This is a genomic window from Streptomyces sp. NPDC047315, assembly GCF_040643215.1.
GTDB lineage: Bacteria > Actinomycetota > Actinomycetes > Streptomycetales > Streptomycetaceae > Streptomyces.
On sequence record NZ_JBEYTZ010000086.1, the window covers coordinates 1 to 5,357 of the forward strand.

Consider the following 5,357-nt stretch of genomic DNA (forward strand, 5'->3'; position numbering starts at 1 on the left):
ATCGCCGAGACGGCCACGTGCTCGCCGGCTACCGCCAAGTCGAAGGGGAACATCGCCCCGTAGCCGGCGCTGTCGATCCAGCGGGGCCCGCTGTCGGTCTGCACCTCCAACGTGGTCTGGCTGCTGCTGGCGGGCGCGCTGAGGGACGAGCCCTCCGTGTCCGGCCGCCCCAACACCGGGTCCTCGGCGACGGCGACGGTCCACGGACCGCCCGGGGCGCACATGAAGTCCACCACCCACTCGAACTCGTGGAACTCCTCGCTCCAGCCCAGGGCCATCAGGTCCAGCGGCCCCGGCGGCAGATAGTCCGGCAGCCCGGTGATGCGGATGATGTCGCCCTCCCGCAGCGCTGCCACCGCGGGCGCCAACTCCGGGAACCGATGGACCATCAACCGCAGCCGCGGATACCGGTACTCATCCCACGTGGACTGGGCCAGCCGCCACGCGGCGATCTGCTCCAACTGCCCGTCGTGGAACAGGGACAGGCTGACGGCCTCCTCATACAGCCCGATCCCCACGGGCGGGGCCGCGGTGGACAGCGGCCCGGTGTCCTGTTCGACGGTGGCCGACGAGCCGCCCGTCCGCGACACGGTGATCGAGTTGCGTACGGAATCCTCCTCAACCGGCTCGAACGGATGCGTCAACTGGGCGTAGTCGATCGTCAGCGCCGGGGTCTGGTTGTACAGCCCGACCCGCGGCCGGTAGGCCAGCGCGAGCGCCTCCGCCTCCTCCAGCAGCAGGCCACCGTCCGCGGCCTCCGCCTCCTCCAGCAGGGCTAGGAACTGCGCCGGGCGCTGCGGACCCATGGCCACCGCGTCCCCGCTGTCGACGGTTACCGGGACGTTCTCTTCGGAGCACAGGCGGGTGATGCGCCCTTCAGCGGATTCGCCTCGATACCCATGATCGGCGTACCCGTACGCCAGTGTGTTGTCACTGGCCAGGACGCCAAGGTGCCCGATGCTGAACCCCTCCGCCGTGGCCCCGAACCTGGTCCGGATCGAGGCAACCACCCCCGCGGTCGCCGGCATGTCAGTGCCCAGGAAGTAGCCGTCACCGAAGACGCTCATGTAGCCGAGGTGGTACGTGACCTGCCCCGGAGCCGCGGCAGGCTTTGCAATAGCTTCGAGGCGGATCCAGCGGTCGAAGAACTCATCCAAGGGGGAGAACGGCAGGTTCAGGACCACGTCGCCGGCCGCGTTCGTTCCCGAAAGGCGCATCGCGTTCGGGGGCTCCAGCGCGACCGTGACCCGCCGGACGGTGCCCGTCGTCGTGAAGTCGAGGAGGGCGGTCGCTGCGGCGCCGGCCGCCGGCGTCGGGATGAAGCAGACGCAGGTAACCATCCACTCGCCCGTCGCCGGGTGTGTGGGCACGGCGCCCATCATGGTGGCGCTGCTGCTGAGCCGCGGCAGCGGGGACGAACCAACCAGGCTGCTGTCGGCGGCGAAGTCGACCCCGGTCACAGCGAGAGGGGCGACGCCCGGGATCGGGCTGTACGCCTGGGTGGCGTCGCGGTCGTCCTCCATCGGCCAATAGGCCCTGACCGACGGCTCCGACGGGATCCGGCGACGCAACGTCGACTCCAGCTCACCGCGGCCGGCCTCCAACCGGCGCATGATGCCAGCGGCGGTGATCGGCACGACGACGTTGTGGCCGGACCTGTGCCAGCGGGGCTCCCACTTCGGCACCTCGACCACGGCGCGGGTGCGGCGGCCCGTGACCGTGCTGCCCGCCTCCACCGTCCACGGCCGGCCTGCGCTGTCAGTGAAAGCGGTCGCCCCCTCGGCCTGCGCGCTGAAGTCGAGCGCGGCCACGACCGTGGCACCGGCCCGGAGTTCGAAGGCGTGGACCATGCCGGCCGCGCTGGGGAAGCCCAAGTCGGCCCAGCCGTCGCCCACACGTACGGGCGACGTGCTGGCGAAGACGGACGTCACCCCGGCCGTGACGATCGGGGTGCCGAGCGGCGTCCACGGCCCGGCGACGCTCGGCGCCGTGTAGAAGGTGACGGTGCTCCCGGCCGCCCCGTTGTCGACGTCGAGCGCCACGCGGATCGCGAGGCGCCGGGACGGCGGGACGGGCAGGTCGACGGTGGACGTCGCACTGAGCGTGGACGTGCCGGCGGTCGACCACTCGAACCGCACCCGGCGGTCACGCATCAGCAGCAGCCACGATCTCTGATTGGTGAACTGCGCGCCCTTGCCGGCCAGCTCGACGCTCCCGTCCGCTAGCCAGTTGTCCAGGGTCGCCTCCACGCGCACATCGGTGTCGCCCGCGATGTCGAGGGGCGGTGCATCCGGAGTGGATGCGCCTCCGCCGGCCCCCATGACAAGGGCCCGTTGCCCGCTGTCCAGGGTCAGCCGCAACGGTGTGTTCCGCCCGAGCCGCTGGTAGTACGGGCTGCGGGGGTTGCGGTTGTCGTACAGGCCGGACGGGCTGTCCAGGGTGAGCGCGACCTCGGCCGCGTCCGCCGTGGACCCGCGCGACCGCCGGCCGCGCGTGTGGGTGATGCCCGGCTCATGCCGCACCGTAGCCGGCGTCCACACGCCGTCGATCTGAAGTTCCACGCGCACGTCAGGGATCGCCACCTGCTCCTCCTCTCATCGCCGCCCGAAGGCGCGTTGCACGTCGCCGCCGCCGAGGACAGTGACCTGCTGCCTAATCTGGTCGGTGAGGAAGTCGCCGTAGCGGCTCCCGTCGCTGCGGACTTCGAGGACGATGCGCTGCTGGGGAGCGGCGCCCGTCGCCGCGCCGGCGCCGGCCACTGCCAGCCCGGGCATGCCCGCACCGGGCAGCGCCAGCCCGCTACCGAGGGCCTGTTGCGCGGCGGCGAGCATGCCGCCTGCCGCGTGCGCCACCGTGGCCTGCTCACCCGTGATGCCGGCGGCGAGCGCCTGGCCGATCGACTGCCCGCTGTAGAGGGTCCACCCCTTGCCGGAAAAGGGGCCCACGCGCGCGGGGGAGAAGGGGAAGAAGTCGCGGGCCTTCGACACCAGGCCGGATACCGCGCTCGCGACGTCGGAGGCGCGGCTGATGATGCCGTTGATGAAGCCCTGCACCAGCGAACTGCCAGAGTTGTACAGGGTCGATCCGATGTTGCCGAGCGCCCGACCCGCACGGCCAGGGAGTCCACGGACCCACTCGACCGCTTTGGAGACCCCGTCCCGCACGGCGGTGATCATCTGTGACGCGGCGGTGCGCGCCGGGCCCGCTACTGCGGACACCAGCCCGCCGAGGGCTGACAGGGCCCGACCGGGCAGGCTGGCGAACCAGGCCACGACCTCGTTGACGAGGTCCGGGATGATCGAATTGCCAACCAGCAGGTTGTACAACCAGGAAAAGGCATCGGCGATGCCGTTCGTCAGCCACGTGACCGCGCTCAGGGCCGGGGAGAGCGCCGTCTGGAGGCCGCTGAGGACCGTCACGATGCCGGAGATCGCCGGGACCACAACGTGTGTGATGACGCCCGTCGCGAGCCGCGTCCACAGCATCGCGAACTGCACGAGCAGCGGCAGCAGAGGCAAGATCGCCGGCAGCAACGCGGACACGAGCTGCACGCTCAGCAGGCTGATCTGCGGCAGGAGCGGAGCGAGCGCGGACAGGATCTGCCCCGAGGACTGGGCGAATTGCAGGAAGAGGGGGGTGAGCTGGGGGATCACCGGCATGATCATCTGGAGGACGTTAAGGAACTGGTCGGCACCCTGCTCCACCAACTGCACCAGGATGTCGGTCAGGCCCTCGATGACCGGCTGGAGGGCACCGCCGCCGAGCAGGTCGGCGACCTGCTGCACAACGGGGGCCAAGGCCCGGAAGATGCCACTCGCGGAACTGAGGAGCGGAGTCAAAGCAGGCAGGAGCGCCGCGACGAGCTGACCGACCACGGGTAGCAGGGGTGAAGCGGCGACGACGAGCGAGCCGACCGCCGTAGCGGCAGCCTGGAGTACGGGGCCGAGTGCATCGATGGCCGGGCGCAAGGCGTCCCCGAGGGCCTTGATCAGTACCTGTGCCGGAGGGCCGAGGGCGGCGAACACGGGCCCGAGCGCACTGAGGGCGGACGCGAGCAGCGGCGCAGCGGTGCGCGCCAGGGTCGCCACGGTCTCGAAGATCGCCCGCAACCCGGCCTGCACACCGGGCGAAGCGAAGGCCGCGGCGAGACCACCAGTGATCTGCTGGAGGACGCCGACGAATCCGCCACCGGACGCCGACGCGGCGCTGAAGATAGAGCCGATGATCGCGCCGACGTTGCCCGCGACGTCCACGAGGTCACCGATGACGACGATCGCCTGTTCAATCGCCCGCTGCATGCCGCCGCTGTTGAAAGCCGACGTCATCTTCTCCGACAGACCAGCGAAAGCATCGCCGGCCCAGCCCGTGAGGTGCGAGAACGCCGGGGCGGCTGCGGCACCGATCTGCACCAGCCCGGTGACGACCTGCCCGGGTATCGACGCCATGTTCGCCAGGCCCGCGGTCGCGCCCTGGATCGCCTGACCGAGGGTGCCGGACCGGCCGAGCCCCACAGCCGCAGTGCCGATCCCCTTGGCCATCAGGTTGAGGGCGCCGGCCGAGTTCGTCAGCCCAGTCTTGAGGATGGGCAGCGTGTGCTTGCCCATGGCCTTCAGCGTGTCGTCCAGGCCCTTGAACAGACGGTCTTGGACCGCCTGCTGCAGCGACTTGAACGCCGGCTGCATAGCGCGGACTTCCGTGACGAACGCGCGTGCGTTGGGTGAGAGCTTCTTCAGGGCTGCGGCATACGCCTCCGGGTCGCTGGGGTCCATCGCGGCCGAGACGGCGTCGCCGACTCCCTGCATGCCGATCTTCAGGGCCTTCGTCGCCAGTTGCACCGCGATCAGGCCCGTCACGGCGACTGCTGCCGCCGGGGCGATGTTGCCCACCGTGGCGGCGAGCCCTGCGGCCACCGGGACCGCAGCCCCGAGGCGTCCGGCGAGGGCGCCGACCTGCATCGCAACCCCACCGATGGCGGGGCCAGCGGCGGCGAGGCGGCTGAAGTCGAGGCCACCGAGGCGTCCCGCGACGCGGTTGACCATGCCCGATAGGGCGCCGCCGAGCCGGCCGGCCTCCGCCCGCAGGCGCGCGAACCTGCTCCGGAGGGTGCGGGACTGGGCGTCCGCGACGCTGCTGTACACCGTGACAATCCGCGTCCCCGCGGCCTCGGCGTCGGAGAAGCCCGAGGCCAGGGCGTTGCCCATGACCTCGGACTCGCGGATGAAGCGGCCGGAGAGGTCACGCAGGCGCCCGGCGGTGTCGAGTCGGAAGCCCTCCATGCGGAGCTGCGACCTGGCAATGCCGCGCTCGAAGTCCGAGCCGTCCGCGCGGATGTAGCCGACGAGGTCGCCGATCGTCAT

The 5,357-nt window shown here is 71.0% G+C and carries 1 protein-coding gene and 1 pseudogene; both read right to left on the minus strand.

Going from position 1 to position 5,357, the window contains the following annotated elements:
• A partial coding sequence (locus ABZ842_RS38485; RefSeq protein WP_361548452.1) for a hypothetical protein occupies nucleotides 1–2,582 on the minus strand: 2,582 nt, incomplete at its 3' end.
• A gap of 12 nt (nucleotides 2,583–2,594) precedes the next feature.
• Nucleotides 2,595–5,357, minus strand: a pseudogene (locus ABZ842_RS38490) (hypothetical protein); the annotation flags it as partial.